Below are 14,869 nucleotides of genomic sequence, written 5' to 3' on the forward strand. Positions count from 1 at the left end.
TCCAGAGCGCGAAACAAGGTAACCTAGCCACCGTTATGTTGTTTTCTTCTTTGATTTTGGGATGTAAATTATGAAAAATATCAAGTCTATAGTCTTTATTTCTGCAGCTTGCTTATCTTTTATGCCCCTGATAAGCCAGGCAACACCTGTTGTGGTTCCCAACCCTCCTCAGCTTTCTGCGAAAGGTTATGTTTTGATCGATTTCCATACAGGCACTGTTTTAGTGGAACATAACGCGCACACCAAGCTAAACCCGGCGAGCCTTACGAAATTGATGACCGCTTATGTGGCGGGGCAAGAGATGAAACTTGGCAATATCAAGGCCAGCGACCAAGCGGTGATTAGCCAACGTGCTTGGGCTAAAAACTTTCCTGACTCTTCAAAAATGTTTATCGAAGTCGGCACTAAAGTGAACATGATGGATCTATACCGAGGCCTAATTGTTCAGTCTGGAAACGATGCAAGTGTAGCGATTGCGGAGCATGTTGCTGGCTCAGAGAATGCCTTTGTCAATCTCATGAATTCTTGGGCTTCAACTCTTGGCTTAAAAAATACAGCGTTTACCAACCCTCATGGGCTAGACAGTTCAGGCTTACACAGCACGCCTTATGACATTGCGAAGCTTGCGCAAGCGATAATTCGTGACCTACCGGAAATATACCCGCTCTACAGTGAAACCGCGTTTACCTACAATGGGATAACGCAATACAACCGTAATGGGCTATTGCGCGACCGCAGTCTTAATGTTGATGGTATGAAAACTGGCTATACCAGCGGTGCGGGCTTTAGCCTGACTACATCAGCAACTCAGGGTGATATGCGATTAATCTCTGTCGTGATGGGTTCAAACAGTGCGAAAAGTCGTGAAGCGGATAGTAAACAGCTGCTGAGCTACGGCTTTCGGTTTTTTGAAACCGTTGCACCACACCAAGCTGGCATGCCTCTAGAACAGGCGCGCATTTGGATGGGAAAAAGTGATCAGTTGGCCGTTGGCGTTGCTGAAACTCACTATTTGACGCTCACCAAAGGTGAAATATCATCACTTAAAGGATTGATTTCACTTGATGAAAATTTACAAGCACCAATCGAAAAAAATGATGTAGTAGGTAAAGTGATTTATCAAGTGGGTGATCGCACTGTGGGTGAAGTTCCTTTGGTTGCATTAGAGAGCGTTGATAAAGGCAGTTGGTTTAAACGTATGATCGATAGCCTTAAACGTTTATGGGTAAGTTGGTTTTAAATACTCACCATGTAAGGCACCAGCGAGTCTTTCTCTGGTGTCACTTACTCGTTTAACTTGGAAAATTTGAATAGCCTCTAACCTGCTACTGACATCATAGCGGCTTGTTTTTGTCACTCTACACCACTACTAGAGCTGATAATAGAAAGAGAATAAACGATGGAGTTTAGCGAGGAAGATCGCCAAGCCTTATACAATGCCTGGATGTCACAAAAGGCCAAAATGCATTTAACTCAAATGGAAATGGCCAAGCGGCTTAACCTCACTCAACTTGAATTTTCCCATCTTTTACGCGGAGATAGCCCTTTATCAATGCCGTTTATTAGCCAATTTTGTCGTCATCTGCATATTGAGCCGCACAGGATATTGCCGAGTTTTAAACAGACCGCCACCAGCGAGGTAAAAGCGATCTGTTTAAAAAACCGGATAAGCGTTGATGGTGATATCCAGCATGTATCGATAGAAGGTAATCAAGTGATCATTGAATACATTCATTATGCCTAATTACTGGCCAAAGCAGCTTGTTACACACCCGCTGTTATAGTTTTGTTTGTTGCTGATGGGCAGCGACTGCCGTGAGTTTATCGGCGCGGAAAAGCTTGTAAGCCATAATACAAATAACCAACGCTTTGATGATCATCATTTGTGGGTTACCGAAATAGGCGGCCATACCAACAAACCCCGATAAGAACATGAGCAAACGGAACCTTTTCAGGTCAGTCATATACAGCGCCAACAAAATTAACGCGAGATCGCCAAACTGCAAGGCTTCGGCAAGTGTGGGGTTATTGATAAAGCTGCTTACGGCCACATAAGCAATATAAAGAATACCGCTCGCCATCAAAGCCGCAGCAGAATTGATCACCATTTTGCTGGTGTTAGTAAAATCTTTCACATATCGATAGGCGTTAATGGCACCAACCGACAGGTTAAGAATGACTTTAGGCCACCAACCCATCAAAATTGACCAAGCAATGTCATTCGCAGCCGAAGCAAAAGCAGCATAGCGTGTAAACTTCATCGAATTAAAAATAGTGAGTGATATATAGAATGCGACAGATGTCCATCCTAATACTTCGCGTAATATATCAAGCAAAATACGATCTCTTTTTACATAGAATCATCATCCACAACAATGAAACTATCTGCTACTAATAAGGCCTGTAGTGGTTTATAAACCCACCACCCAGCCGTTGGGCGCAGGATAATATCACGGCATTCGGTATAAATCCTAGAAAAGACTCTTATCAATACACGCTTATTCTCGAAAATATGTTTCTCAATTTTGGAAACAAAACTGCAAACTCAACAAACGCATCACCACTCCCCTTTTGACACACTCAATCATCCCTGAATGAAAATTAACTGACGTACGCTAACTCATTCAGCGAGGAGAACGAACCTCAGCAACTTTCGTCTCGATCAACTGGTAGCGAATCCCAGCTTGGTCAAACGACTGGCGCAGCGCCGTTAAATTCCGGTGATAGGTCACTTGCCGACCAGATGCCGTCTTCACTTTCATTACCATATTACTCATACACTTATCCTCTACACTTAACCGATTGGTTGCATCAAACTATGCTATTTTGAATATTTATAACCAAACAACTTGGAGTTGCAGGTAGCAAGGAAATCGTTATTGTGCGAACTCTTTGAGTGCTGCCATCGCCTTTTCTGCCTTCTCTTTTTGCACAAAAATATGGTCATGATAATAGCCCGCAATCACATTAGCGCTGATGCCATACGAAGCTAGCTTAGTTGCAAAAGCGGCCGTTAAACCCACCGCCTCTAAACTTGAATGAACCGTCAGCGTAATTAAGCTGAATACCGATTCAAAATCGAGCTGCGCCGCAACGGCTTTTTGCTGCTCAACGACCAAGGTCAGCCCTTCACGCTCTTGAAATGTCGCCACGGGTTCTAAATGCAAATAATCGGCTAATGCCCCTTGCACAGTACAAAACACATAACTTCCGCCCACCAACTCGGGTGACATGGATTGCAGTAAAACCTCTAAATCAGTAATCGCTGTCATATTTTCTTTCTCATTCAAATTGAAGCCGAAGTGCAGAGTAAAGCCCTCTGTGGAATAAGTGAAATTAATAATATTAATGGTTAATTAGTCATTCTTATTGAATAGAACATCACTTGAGTTCTATGGCGACTTTAGGCTAACTGTCTGCGCACGAAAAACTTAAAACAACTCAGTTGATCACACTTGTACTGCAATCAATTGAGCCTTTGGTATTAGATAGTTAGAATAGCGTTCACTTTGAGGAGCGATTATGTCTATCGAGTTCTACAACCAAAATGCCCAACTGTTTTTTGCATCAACCAAAGAAGTAGATACCCATTCGCTGATGGAACACTTTACGCCCCATATTCCAAAAGGGGGCATCATCCTTGATGCTGGTTGTGGTTCTGGCAGAGATGCAAAAAGTTTCATTGAGCAGGGTTATAAAGTGGTGGCATTTGACGCTAGTGAAGAATTAGCAAGCTTAGCATCTCAACTGCTTCAAATTCCGGTCACCGTTTCAACCTTTGCTGATTTTCAAAGTGATCAATCTTTTAATGGTATTTGGGCTTGCGCATCGTTACTGCATGTTGGTGAATTGGATCTTCCAGATACCTTTACTCATTTAGCTTCTCAGCTAAAACCATTAGCCCCTTTATATTGTTCTTTTAAATATGGAACAGGGGAAGTGGAACGTGATGGCCGTCGATTTACCAACGGTGATGAACAACGTTTAGCACAGTGGATCGCTCATGCCCCATTGAATGTGGCAAAAATCTGGATAACCAATGATTTAAGAACGGATCGCCAAAACGAACAGTGGTTGAATGCTATTTTAATAAAAAGTGAAGAGCGATGAGCGCTCATAGAAACAAGGGTCTAGCCACTTTATATAGCGGTCCAAAATTAAGTGCGGGAGGGAAACAAGACCCGCTACTTCCTAAGTTAATCCAAGCCATTAACCACGCTAGTGAAATAGAGATCTCGGTTTCTTTCGTTCAACCTTCCGGATTGGATTTACTATTTGACCCTATTCTTGACGCTCTAAAAAGTGGAGCCTCACTCAAATTACTGACTTCGGACTATCTAGCAATAACCCACCCAGTCGCATTACGACGCCTTATGATATTGGCGGAACGTGGAGCGCAATGCCGTATTTTTACTTGTGAAAGTCAACATAGCTTTCATATGAAATCCTACATTTTTGTTAAAACAGAACAAGGGATCATCAATGAAGGGTGTGCTTGGGTCGGTTCAAATAACATCAGTAAAACAGCATTACTACAAAGCTATGAGTGGGCTTTACGCCACGATTTTGAGCAACCAGCCACTTCACCCGCAGCGCAAGAATTTGAATATATTCGTGAGCAGTTTTCAGCTATTTTTTCTCATGAACAGAGTATGACTCTCTCCCATCACTGGATAGACGACTACTTACTGCGCTACAAAAAACTGTCAACGCAACGTTCATTAACACTGTTGGATGGAGCCGATGAAGCACCGGAGATACCTACCCCAAACTCAATGCAAGTGTTGGCTTTATCAGCGCTAAACCAGAGCCGTGAGCAAGGCTATGTACGTGGCTTGGTTGTCTTAGCGACTGGAATGGGAAAAACATGGTTAGCCGCTTTTGATGCCCAACAGATGCAAGCAAAACGCGTCTTGTTTGTTGCCCATCGAGAAGAGATTCTGACTCAAGCTGAAAGCACATTTAGTAAATTAATACCTAACGCTAAAACTGGCTTATACAACGGAGCTGAAAAAACAGAGGAAGCTGATTATCTTTTTGCTTCAGTCGCCACCTTAGGTAAAAAAGCGCAGTTAGCGCGCTTCAAAGCCGATGATTTTGACTATATTGTTGTCGATGAATTTCATCACGCGAGTGCGCGTAGTTACCGAGATTTACTCGCTTATTTCCAACCAGCGTTTCTTTTAGGCTTAACCGCAACACCCGAGCGCTCTGATCAAGCCGATATATTATCGCTTTGCGACAACAATTTAGTGTTTGAGCGTAACTTGGTGCATGGCATTGATGAGAAAATTTTAGTGCCATTTCATTACTACGGTATTTACGATCAATTCGTCGATTATCAAGAAATCCCTTGGCGCAATGGCAAATTTGACCCCACAGCTTTGGACAGTGCATTTGCAACCAAGCAGCGTGCCGAACATATTTATCAACATTGGTTTGACAGAAAACAACAGCGCACATTAGCTTTCTGTATTTCTAAACGTCATGCCGATTACATGGCGAAATACTTTTCCAAACAAGGCGTTCGCGCTATCGCTGTCTATAGTGACTCTCAAATACGTCGAAACGACGCCTTAAAACAGTTGAATGAAGGAAGTATCGACATTCTTTTTTCTGTCGACCTGTTCAATGAAGGAACCGATCTACCCGCGATTGATACCATTTTGATGATTCGTCCCACCGAATCAAAAATACTCTTTTTACAGCAATTAGGCCGCGGTTTGCGCCAATCTCCGAGTACAGGTAAACAGCAATTAATGGTGTTAGATTTTATCGGTAATCACTCTTCATTTTTAAATCGGCCCGCAACCCTACTCAATGTGGGTTCACTGAAAGAAATAGTCAAAACGACCAACCAAACCACTTCGTTAGCGGCTGGTTGCTATGTCAACTTTGATCCACAACTGCTGCAATTTTGGCAAACCTTAGCAAAACAGATACGTTCAACTGCGGCTGAAGATTACCAAGATCTCAAGCATCAGCTCGCACACCGACCAAGTGCCGCCGAATTTTTCCACCATGGCCATGATCTCAGTAAAGTACGCCGCTCGATGAAAAGTTGGTTTAGGTTCGTGGCAGACCAAGAAAGTGACTTAGCACTGACTCAACGACTGACGAAATATGACGAGTTTTTGCTCAAAGCAGTCGAAATCACAGCGATGAGCAAATGCTTTAAAGCCGTTTTACTTGAAGTACTATTAGAGCTTGATGGTTTGCGAAAGCCCCCAACATTGAATGAGCTAGCGATTCAAAGTCATAAAGTGCTATCACGTAGACCTGATTTAATGCGACGAGATCTCACCGAACAAGCCAAGCAATTTAGCGCAACAGGATCCGAATGGCTAAATTACTGGAATCGAAACCCAGTCAAAGCATTTACAAGCCCAGACTCTTCTGGCCATGCATGGTTTAAGGTGGATAATCATCGCTTTTTACCCACTTTTGCTGTAGACAATGCCGATTTGCCACAGCTTCATGATCTTATTCAAGAACTTGTCGATTTGCGTTTTGCCGAATACATACAGCGAGTCAGTAAGCAAGAAGCACATTCAAACTCGAAGCCAATCCAAACTTCGGCCAAGATCCTTCCGTTACCAAGCCAAGCAAGCGAAAAAGGTACCTATTTGCCCCTCTACCCCGATCTAAAAATTGCTTGCGGTCATTTCAAGCAAGGTACTCATGATACTCAAGATCAATATTTAGTCGCCGATGGTTACGGTAAGCTTGACCCAACAAGACATTTCATTGCCCCCGCTTCAGGTAATTCAATGAATGGAGGTAAAAACCCGATTCAAGATGGTGATTTACTACTACTTGAATGGGTCACACCAAAGAGCGCAGGTTCAATTTCTAATCTGGTCATGGCGATTGAAACTCAAGATGAAACGGGTGATAACCACTACTTGCTACGCGTAGTACGCAAAATAGGACCAAACCATTATCAGCTTGAGGCACAAAACGCTGACTACGCTCCTATGCTCGCAACCGACAGCATGCGTACTTTTGCTCGGCTCAAAGCTATCCTCCGTTAATATTGCGTGCTTCCTGACGCTCGATTGGGAAAATAAACATAAAACCAAAATAACCACCAGTTATTTTGTGACAGGCAGCAAATAAAGAGACGATAAATTTGCGCTTAAAATAGCGATTCAAATCACCTTTTCAGCGCATTTACTCCCATAAATCTTCTTCACACATCACATAAAACCGCGCGAATGTTACTAGCCACGGTTTATTTCCATTTGGAAGTGGAAATAGGGCTTATCCACCCTTGATCCCTTTTACGCTATTTTCTTCTCCAAGCTAAACATTTGGAGAATCCCACGGTGCAAAACTCTCAACCCATTAGCATGGATGATGCACAGATTATAGAGCTTGGTTTGTCGCTCACCGAACGAGCCATTGCCTTGCTTAATTCACACGCTATCTACCCCGATTCGCTACAGAAAAAAATGCTCGAAACACACATCAAAGCGATGGTTTGGCGCTCGTTTAGTGGCGAATCGTTGCCTGAGCTCGATATGGAGATGTTTGATGAAATCTCTCCCATTTGTTTCACCTTGGCCGAGCAAGTGTGTCGTTGGATGGAGAACCTCGCTTATGAAGAAGCGCATCTGCTTTCGGTCCATTTTGAAGTAGCTAAAGAAAACGAATTAAACCCAACAGCAGGAGAAACAACATGTCAGTAATCAAAGTCGTTATTGGTGATCGCATGGGCAAAGGTCAGAAAGTAGGAGCAGGTGCTCAAGCGGCAGGCGCTGAAGTGACCGTTATTCCCGGCATGGCCGCAGACATGAAGCTAGGTGATGTCATGCATCAGCAGCAAGCCGATTTAGGGATCTCTTTTTGCGGCAGCGGCGGCGCTGGTGCTATCACAGCGCAAACAAAATATGGCTATCAATGCCGTTATGGAATGCGCTCTGTTGAGGAAGGGATAACCGCGATCAATGAAGGCTGTGTGGTTTTGGGTTTCGGCTTTATGGATAAAGAAGAGCTGGGCGAAAAACTGGTGAAGGCGTTTGTGGCTAAGCATGGCATCAAAGCATGAAAGAGCAGTTAACCACTAAGGTAACTGTGAGTGGCAAGGGCGAAACAAAGCAGCAGGCTTTTGCCGCGGCTTTAAGCCAAGTACAACCCACGTTACTTAAGAATAACGCAAAAGTCCTCCTCCGGATTGAGCCGTTAGACGTCAACGTTTTGCAAGCAGAAGAGAAAGTAACGCGAGAGAAATTCCTTTTCTTCTTTCTTGCAAGAGATCGACGCCAATACAGCGTCAAGCTAGAGGTTACGGTCAGCCTGACCCACATCGATGTGGAACAGGTCGATTTCAAACGTTAACAGGTCACTATAAGGATCCCTGACATGTTTCTTATCATTCTCTTTAAGTCCATCATCATTGGTGGCTTAGTCGGTATCGGCGTTGGAGTAGGCGCGGCAAGGATGTTCCATGCTCCAACTATCCAAGGTATGGGTGCATTTCGTACTCTGGGAGAGTTGAACTCGTGTGAAGGCGACCCTGCCTCTCACTTCTCTTTTGGGCTTGGATTCTTCTTTAATGCTTGGGCCTCAACGGTTGCGGCAGGGGCATTCACTCAAGATGTTGACCACCGCATCATCCCGAACTGGGGCGCGGCGGCGCTGATGATAAAAAACCGCGACCTTGCCACTACCTTGCATGATCCAAAACGAATGGGCATTGCTTGCGCCATTATCGGTGCGATTGTGGTTGCGTTTCTTAACTCAACGGCGGCGGCCGTTCCTGCGGCGCTGCAAGTCACGGCGGTAAAGGTATTAGTACCAGCGGCAAACTTACTGGTGAATACCGTCATGCCGGTTATTTTCTGGCTAGCGGCAATTGAAGCGGGTAAGAAATCGGGCTTTTGGGCCACTATCTTTGGTGGTTTAGCGCAAATGATCATGGGCAACGCCGTTCCTGGTTTGGTGCTGGGTATTTTGATTGGTAAAGGTGTTGAAGAGAGTGGTTGGAACAAAGTAACCCAGATCATGATGGCGGCGATTATTGCACTGTTTGCGTTAAGTGCTTTCTTCCGCGGGTTCGACATGAAATTTATCGAAGCTTTCCATATGCAAGTTCCTTTGTGGCTTGAAAACATCCATCTCATGATCAGTGGCAAATAAGGAGTTGACCATGGACGAAAAAATGAAACACAACTTTTGGTATGCCGACTGGTCTTTCCCGATTTTCGTCGGCTTGCTTTCAGCCGGGGTTTTTGCCGGAACGCACATGTACTACTTATACGGTGTCGGTGCTTTTAACGAAGTGGCGTTTGTTTCCATGCTGCGAGCAGGGATGGATACAGGCGCGTACGGTGCGGTGGCCGCTTTTGGTGCAAGCTTTCTGTTTGCTCGCATCATTGAAGGTTCGCTCGTGGGCATTTTGGATATCGGTGGCGCAGTGCAAACTGGTGTGGGTTTAGGGATTCCAGCTTTACTACTGGGTGCTGGCATTGTTTATCCTCTTGAAAATTTCACCGCTTCGTTACTCACAGGCATGCTCGCTGGTTTGGCGATTGGTGGCTTAATTGTGCTGGCACGTAAATTTACCATCAACCAAAGCGATTCAACCTACGGGGCTGATGTGATGATGGGAGCAGGCAATAGCTCCGGCCGTTTTCTTGGACCATTGATCATTTTATCTGCGATGGCCGCTTCTATCCCAATTGGGATCGGCTCTCTAGGTGGCGCATTGATTTTCTATGTGTGGGGTAAACCGATTACGGGTGGTGCCATTCTCGGAGCGATGGCGTTAGGAGCTCTTTTTCCTATCGCACTGTAAAACAAGCTGGGGTTTAAATTCTACTGAGAATCGCTCTTCGCGCCGATGAGCGAAGAGCGTGAGATGCAAATTATGTATGACATCCTGATCAAAAATGCCCAACAAGCGGGTGGGTGTAGTATCGATATCGCCCTTCAGGGCAACAAAATAGCGGCGGTGGGCGATCTTGCTGGTTCATTGGCAAAACAGACCGTCGATTTAGATCATGACGTTTTTGTCAGTGCCGGTTGGATTGACGGCCACACTCACTGCTATCCGAACTCGCCTATTTATAACGACCACCCCGATAACGTTGGGGTGTCCGGTGGCGTGACGACTGTCATTGATGCGGGCAGCACAGGCGCAAACGATGTGGATGATTTTGCGCAGCTTGCAGCGCAATGCACAACCCATGTGCACGCACTACTTAACATCTCGAAAATTGGCTTGTTGCGCCAAAATGAACTGGCCGATGCTAACGACATTGATCTGGATAGCGCAAAGCAAGCACTGCTTCGTCATCCCGAATTTATTGTCGGCTTAAAAGCACGCATGAGCGGTAGTGTTGTCGGCCACAATGGCTTAATGCCACTTCATGCAGCCAAAGCATTACAACAGCAATGCGGCTGCGTTCCATTGATGGTGCACGTCGGTAATGCGCCGCCAGATTTGGATGAGATTGTCGCTCTGCTGGGCAAAGGCGATATTCTCACTCACTGCTTTAATGGCAAGCCTAACCGCATTCTTGATTGTCATGGGGAAATAAAAAGCAGCGTTCAGCAGGCCAGAGCTCGAGGCCTGAAACTTGATATCGGCCACGGCAGTGCCAGTTTCAGTTTTGAGGTGGCTGAGCAGGCCATCGCACAAGGGATTTTGCCCGATACGATCAGTTCTGACATTTACTGTAAGAACCGGCTCAATGGCCCGGTTTACGGTCTTGCACACCTGATGTCGATGTTTTTTACACTCGGATTATCCCATGAGCAGATCATTGAGCGCGTGACGAGTCAAGCAGCGCAAGCACTTCGCCTAGCGAAAAAGGGGCACTTAATTGCAGGCTATGATGCCGATTTAACGCTCTACACCATCAATAAAGCGTCGGTTAACTACACCGATACTCATCACCAGCATCGAACTGGACAACAGAGATTTACGCCTCTTGCTGCCATTATTGACGGCAAGCTTGTATTGACTGAACAAGGACAACAGCATTATGTCTTCCATTCTTGAAAAATATCACTTGAAACAAGTGATCAACGCATCTGGCCGTATGACAGCTCTTGGTGTTTCTACTCCGCAACCCGAAGTGGAACAGACTGTCTGTTTTGGGATGAACAACTACTTTGAAATGAGCGATTTGGTGAACAAAACTGGCCAATATATTGCTCGTTTGCTGCAAGTTGAAAATGCAGTCGTCGTCTCATGCGCTTCAGCGGGAATTGCACAGAGTGTCGCGGCAGTCATTGTGCGTGGTAACCCTTATCTGCTTGAGCATCTGCATGCAAAAACGCACCCGATCGCAACGGATATTGTGATCCCCAAAGGGCATAACGTCAATTATGGTGCCCCGGTTGGCAGCATGGTAAATCTTGGCGGCGGTAACCTGATTGAGGCCGGTTGGGCTAATGAATGCAGCGCAGAACAATTAGCCGCGGCAATCACCCCCAATACCGCCGCCATTCTCTACATTAAATCGCACCATTGTGTGCAAAAAAGCATGTTAACCGTGCCACAAGCGGCCAAAGTGGCTCAAGACCACCAGCTTCCGCTGATTGTTGATGCAGCAGCAGAAGAGGATCTACAACTCTATTATCAGCAAGGGGCTGATCTGGTTATCTACAGTGGTGCGAAAGCGATTGAAGGCCCAACCAGCGGTTTAGTGATTGGGAAACATCAATATGTGGAATGGGTTAAGCAGCAATCTGCAGGTATTGGCCGTGCCATGAAAGTCGGTAAAGAAGGCATTTTAGGCCTAACGCATGCCATTGAGTTGTACTTAAGCCGCCAACAAGAAACTGGCCAACAAATGGTGGATAAAATGACGCCATTTATCGAGGCGTTAAACCGTATTGAAGGGATAAGCGCACGCGTGGTTTGGGACAGTGCAGGCCGAGATATCGCACGTGCAGAAGTGAGTTTTGATGCCAAACAATTTGGTATCAGCGCTAATGAAGCCGTCACACGCCTCCAAAATGGTAACCCAGCGATTTACTGCCGCGCTTACAAATCCAATGAGGGTTCGGTGGAATTTGATGTCCGCAGTGTTTCATCTCATCAACTTGAACTTATTCTTAGCGCCATGAACCAACTCAATCAGGAGTCATTAGAATGTCTTTAAGCCCTAATTTTTACGCTGACCGTGTATGTCTCAATGTGCTGGCGGGCTCTCATCATAATGCGATTGAAGTCTACCAAGCCGCAGAAGGCCATGTGTTGGTCGGTATGCTCTCGAAAGATTACCCAGATACCGCAAGCGCTGCGGCTGATATGAAAGCGTGCGCCGAAAAAATCGAGAATGCTTTATCGATTGGCCTTGGTGCAGGGGATCCGAAACAATCGGATATGGTGACGGCTTTAGCCGGAATACTGCAGCCTCAGCATGTTAATCAAGTCTTTACTGGTGTGGGGGCTACGCGTCAAGCGCTAGGTCAACATCACACCATCGTGAATGGTTTGATTTCACCATCAGGCACTGTTGGCTTGGTTAAAATCTCAACTGGCCCAAAAAGTTCAGGTATGGAAGAACTAATAGTTCCCGTAGATACAGCGATTGCCATGTTGCAAGATATGGGCTGCAGCTCAGTCAAATTCTTCCCAATGCAGGGGCTAAAATGCAAAGCTGAGTACCAAGAAGTTGCCAACGCCTGTGCTCGTCACCACTTTTGGTTAGAGCCAACGGGTGGTATTGATCTAAACAACTTTGAAGAGATTTTACGCATCGCTCTCGATGCTGGAGTCGAAAAAGTCATTCCACACATTTATAGCTCAATCATCGATGAGAAAACCGGACAGACTCGCCCCGAGGATGTGAAAACCCTGCTGACCATTACTAAAAAACAACTGGCACATTCATAACACCGACGCCGGAGCATGTGCTCCGGCATAACAAAGCGTTGGCTATTGCCTTTAGTGCATTTTACCTTTTAGATAGCGCTGTTCATGCTGGAATGGGAATCGATGATGTACAAGCTACCGCACCCTCGCCTAATTCATTTGTTGGATGCTGTATCCGCCTCGCCTTTGACTCAGGACGAACTTGCGCAACGGCTTAATGTTTCGACACGCACCATACGCACCGATGTCGCGCTGCTCAATAATGTGATGGTCAATCATGGCGCACATCTTCTCCACCAGCGCGGTTCCGGTTACCAACTCAATATTTACAACCCATCAACTTTCGAGCATTTTTTGTCGAGGGTGCAAAATGCAGAAACGATTCCAAGGACCAGTAAAGAGCGCATCATCCAGATTCAAGTACTGCTATTAACGGCAGAACAAGGCGTAAAAATTGACGAATTGGCCGAGACATGGAATCTAAGCCGCACCGTTATTCAAAATGATATGGTTGATGTACGCAGCCAACTGGCCACGTTTGGTTTATCGATTGAAAGTAAACCTCGTTTTGGCATGCTGATCCAAGGCCCAGAAATGGCGATTCGCTCCCGTTTAACCCAACTGATCTACATCGAACAAAAAGAGACAAAACAAGCTCTGGGCTTTATTAGTACGATTTTCCCTGAAAAATCTCAGCAAATTTTTGCAGCGCGCTTTCGTGAAGTGTTGACCAACCATACACTCTATATCAATGATATTGGGCTGCGTTGGTTAACCCTTTATGCCGCCGTCACACTGCACAGGCTCGCGTGTGGCAAAGAGCTTACCGAATTTTCTAAAAACGATGTTCATGAAACGACGCTACCAATTGCCAAAGCGTTATTTTCTGCGCTACCGATGCTGTTACCCGCCAATAACCATGAAATTGCCGCCTTGGCGATTCACATTCAAGCGAGAATTGCGACGAATCAAGCCCTCCTTAGCCAAGGTGTACAGCATGAAGCCGATGCTCTAGTCACTCACATCTTTGATTATATCTATCAAAATTACCCTTACGATGTGCGTGACGATGCGCTATTACGCCGCGATCTTCACAACCACGTCTGCCATATGATCATTCGTGTCAAACATCATGTCGCCACAATTAACCCATTGGCCGAACATATCAAACAGCACTACCCACTCGCTTACAGTATTACCTTATCGGCCATCGCAGACTGGATCAGAGAGACGGGTTACTGCATGACACAGCACGAAATAGGCTATCTTGTGATTCACATTGGTGTGGGGCTTGAGCGTAATTACCATTTAGGTCATCGTACACCCAAAGCGCTCCTGTATTGCGACGCCGGTAATGCCGCGACACTTGGGCTAGAAGCGATCATCCGCCGCCAGTATCCGCAATTGGATATGAAAACGGTTTATTCCCCTGAACAGTTGATCACCGCTGATGCCACGCAAGCGGACCTCATTATTACCACCATGCCCTTAGCCAATAGAGAGATTCAGAGCTTTGTGGTTGACCCCTTCCCTACCCAACATCAATTGGAAGAACTGGGCAAACAAGTGTTGGTTGATCGCACGCACTCTTATCTTTTGGATAAGTATTTTTCCAAGGCTCAATTTCTCTACCTCGATGACGTCATTGAGCAATCACACCTCTTTGAGCAGGTTTGCTCGCATCTTGAATCAACGGAGTTGGTAGAGGAAGGATACCGAGCTTCACTGCAAGAGCGAGAGAGTTTGGTTTCAACCATGATGGGCGAATACATTGCTCTACCTCACTCGATTGAACTCTTTGCTAAACGTTCGATGGTTTACACCGTCGCTGCACCGCGTGGAATTGAGTGGGGCAATGGTGAAAAAGCCTATCTGATCTTTTTCCTCGCCTTAAGTAAATGTGACTATGAAGAGGCGATGGGGCTGTATGATCTTTTCCAAGTGCTGATTAATAAAAAATTAGGCAAAAGTCTGTCACAATGCGAAACCTTCAAGCACTTCAAAACACTGGCGCACTTGGAATTACAATAAAATATA

The 14,869-nt window shown here is 45.5% G+C and carries 16 protein-coding genes; 13 read left to right on the forward strand and 3 right to left on the reverse strand.

Going from position 1 to position 14,869, the window contains the following annotated elements; genetic code table 11:
* Positions 1-70: 70 nt before the first annotated feature.
* Complete coding sequence (locus AACT18_RS14405) at positions 71-1,240, forward strand: D-alanyl-D-alanine carboxypeptidase family protein (protein ID WP_094124950.1); 1,170 nt, start codon at positions 71-73, stop codon at positions 1,238-1,240.
* A gap of 159 nt (positions 1,241-1,399) precedes the next feature.
* Positions 1,400-1,744, forward strand: a complete 345-nt coding sequence (locus AACT18_RS14410) for a helix-turn-helix domain-containing protein (protein ID WP_010320369.1) — start codon at positions 1,400-1,402, stop codon at positions 1,742-1,744.
* Positions 1,745-1,778: 34 nt separating this feature from the next.
* Here AACT18_RS14410 and AACT18_RS14415 read toward each other — a convergent pair whose 3' ends face one another.
* The 3 genes from AACT18_RS14415 to AACT18_RS14425 all read right to left on the reverse strand — a co-directional run bounded on the left by AACT18_RS14415 (position 1,779) and on the right by AACT18_RS14425 (position 3,272).
* Positions 1,779-2,336: a hypothetical protein gene (locus tag AACT18_RS14415; RefSeq protein WP_094124951.1), complete on the reverse strand. Its 558-nt coding sequence runs from the start codon at positions 2,334-2,336 to the stop codon at positions 1,779-1,781.
* 288 nt (positions 2,337-2,624) lie between these two features.
* Positions 2,625-2,777 carry a hypothetical protein gene (locus AACT18_RS14420; RefSeq protein WP_176428357.1) on the reverse strand — a complete coding sequence of 51 codons (153 nt, stop codon included), beginning with the start codon at positions 2,775-2,777 and terminating at the stop codon, positions 2,625-2,627.
* Positions 2,778-2,876: 99 nt separating this feature from the next.
* The gene (locus tag AACT18_RS14425) at positions 2,877-3,272 is read right to left on the reverse strand and encodes an ACT domain-containing protein (protein ID WP_094124952.1); all 396 of its coding nucleotides are present in this window, start codon (positions 3,270-3,272) and stop codon (positions 2,877-2,879) included.
* 250 nt (positions 3,273-3,522) lie between these two features.
* Between AACT18_RS14425 and AACT18_RS14430 the strand changes: the two genes are divergently transcribed.
* From AACT18_RS14430 to AACT18_RS14480, 11 genes are all read left to right on the forward strand, one after another.
* Positions 3,523-4,110 (forward strand): class I SAM-dependent methyltransferase, encoded by a 588-nt coding sequence (locus tag AACT18_RS14430; protein ID WP_094125244.1) that lies wholly within the window; start codon positions 3,523-3,525, stop codon positions 4,108-4,110.
* The gene (locus tag AACT18_RS14435) at positions 4,107-7,034 is read left to right on the forward strand and encodes a DEAD/DEAH box helicase family protein (RefSeq protein WP_094125245.1); all 2,928 of its coding nucleotides are present in this window, start codon (positions 4,107-4,109) and stop codon (positions 7,032-7,034) included. Before AACT18_RS14430 ends, AACT18_RS14435 begins: the two co-directional genes overlap by 4 nt.
* A gap of 294 nt (positions 7,035-7,328) precedes the next feature.
* A complete protein-coding gene (locus AACT18_RS14440; RefSeq protein ID WP_228209387.1) occupies positions 7,329-7,691 on the forward strand; it encodes a transcriptional regulator in 363 nt (120 codons plus the stop codon).
* Positions 7,682-8,050, forward strand: coding sequence for an SFCGS family glycine-rich protein (locus tag AACT18_RS14445; RefSeq protein WP_017045611.1), 369 nt, complete (start codon positions 7,682-7,684; stop codon positions 8,048-8,050). The genes AACT18_RS14440 and AACT18_RS14445 overlap by 10 nt, the downstream gene beginning before the upstream one ends.
* Positions 8,047-8,340 carry a DUF4312 family protein gene (locus AACT18_RS14450; protein ID WP_017047947.1) on the forward strand — a complete coding sequence of 98 codons (294 nt, stop codon included), beginning with the start codon at positions 8,047-8,049 and terminating at the stop codon, positions 8,338-8,340. Before AACT18_RS14445 ends, AACT18_RS14450 begins: the two co-directional genes overlap by 4 nt.
* Before the next feature lie 24 nt (positions 8,341-8,364).
* Positions 8,365-9,141 (forward strand): DUF4311 domain-containing protein, encoded by a 777-nt coding sequence (locus AACT18_RS14455; RefSeq protein ID WP_017045612.1) that lies wholly within the window; start codon positions 8,365-8,367, stop codon positions 9,139-9,141.
* 10 nt (positions 9,142-9,151) lie between these two features.
* Positions 9,152-9,799: a DUF4310 family protein gene (locus tag AACT18_RS14460; RefSeq protein WP_094125246.1), complete on the forward strand. Its 648-nt coding sequence runs from the start codon at positions 9,152-9,154 to the stop codon at positions 9,797-9,799.
* Positions 9,800-9,844: 45 nt separating this feature from the next.
* Positions 9,845-11,008 (forward strand): amidohydrolase/deacetylase family metallohydrolase, encoded by a 1,164-nt coding sequence (locus AACT18_RS14465; RefSeq protein WP_094125247.1) that lies wholly within the window; start codon positions 9,845-9,847, stop codon positions 11,006-11,008.
* Positions 10,992-12,116 carry a DgaE family pyridoxal phosphate-dependent ammonia lyase gene (locus tag AACT18_RS14470; RefSeq protein ID WP_094125248.1) on the forward strand — a complete coding sequence of 375 codons (1,125 nt, stop codon included), beginning with the start codon at positions 10,992-10,994 and terminating at the stop codon, positions 12,114-12,116. Before AACT18_RS14465 ends, AACT18_RS14470 begins: the two co-directional genes overlap by 17 nt.
* A complete protein-coding gene (gene dagF, locus AACT18_RS14475; protein WP_094125249.1) occupies positions 12,107-12,853 on the forward strand; it encodes a 2-dehydro-3-deoxy-phosphogluconate aldolase in 747 nt (248 codons plus the stop codon). The genes AACT18_RS14470 and dagF overlap by 10 nt, the downstream gene beginning before the upstream one ends.
* An 84-nt stretch (positions 12,854-12,937) precedes the next feature.
* A complete protein-coding gene (locus AACT18_RS14480) occupies positions 12,938-14,863 on the forward strand; it encodes a BglG family transcription antiterminator (RefSeq protein ID WP_237666725.1) in 1,926 nt (641 codons plus the stop codon).
* The last annotated feature ends 6 nt before the right edge of the window (positions 14,864-14,869 follow it).

Source organism: Vibrio sp. V04_P4A5T148, assembly GCF_963875605.1.
GTDB lineage: Bacteria > Pseudomonadota > Gammaproteobacteria > Enterobacterales > Vibrionaceae > Vibrio > Vibrio anguillarum.